Raw genomic sequence first — 806 nt, 5'->3', positions numbered from 1 at the left:
GGGGAGCCCGCAGAATTCGGAAAAAATCGTACGCTAAGGTTTTCCGGGCATCCGTAAGGGCCGAAACTTCCCGTCTTCCAGTCTGCGGCTCTGCCGCCAGACGTAATCGCCGGTTAGGTTGATGTGCTCCCAGCCCAGCGGCGACAGGAATTGCAGCAGCTCGCCGTCCACCGGCTTGCCGGCCTCGACCAACCCCTGGGTGGCGCGTTCCAGGTACACCGTGTTCCACAGCACGATAGCCGCCGTCACCAGGTTGAGGCCGCTGGCCCGGTAGCGCTGCTGCTCGAAGCTCCGATCCCTGATTTCCCCAAGGCGGTTGAAGAACACCGCCCTGGCCAGCGAGTTGCGCGCCTCACCTTTGTTCAGGCCGGCATGCACGCGGCGGCGCAGTTCAACACTTTGCAGCCAGTCCAGGATGAACAGCGTGCGCTCGATCCGGCCCAGCTCGCGCAGGGCCACGGCCAGTCCGTTCTGGCGCGGGTAGCTGCCGAGCTTGCGCAGCATCAGCGAGGCGGTGACGGTGCCCTGCTTGATCGAGCTGGCCAGGCGCAGGATGTCGTCCCAGTGGGCACGCACGTGCTTGATGTTCAGGGTGCCGCCGATCAGCGGGCGCAACGTCGGGTAGGCTTGCACGCCCTGCGGCACGTACAGCTTGGTTTCGCCGAGGTCGCGGATGCGCGGCGCGAAGCGGAAGCCTAGCAGGTGCATCAGGGCAAAGACGTGATCGGTGAAGCCGGCCGTGTCGGTGTAGTGCTCCTCGATCCGCAGGTCGGACTCGTGGTACAGCAGGCCGTCGAGCACATAGG

Annotated in this window: 1 protein-coding gene; it reads right to left on the bottom strand. The window is 65.3% G+C overall.

The genetic code is table 11. The features are described from left to right. Nucleotides 1-33: 33 nt before the first annotated feature. Nucleotides 34-806: Tn3 family transposase (locus PG883_RS23625; protein ID WP_029780790.1), on the bottom strand; the 773-nt coding region annotated here is incomplete at its 5' end.

Source organism: Aeromonas sp. QDB25, from assembly GCF_027707725.1.
Lineage (GTDB): Bacteria > Pseudomonadota > Gammaproteobacteria > Enterobacterales > Aeromonadaceae > Aeromonas > Aeromonas caviae.
Note: the sequence above shows the minus strand (reverse complement) of the source record. Positions and strands in the feature narration are given on the sequence as shown.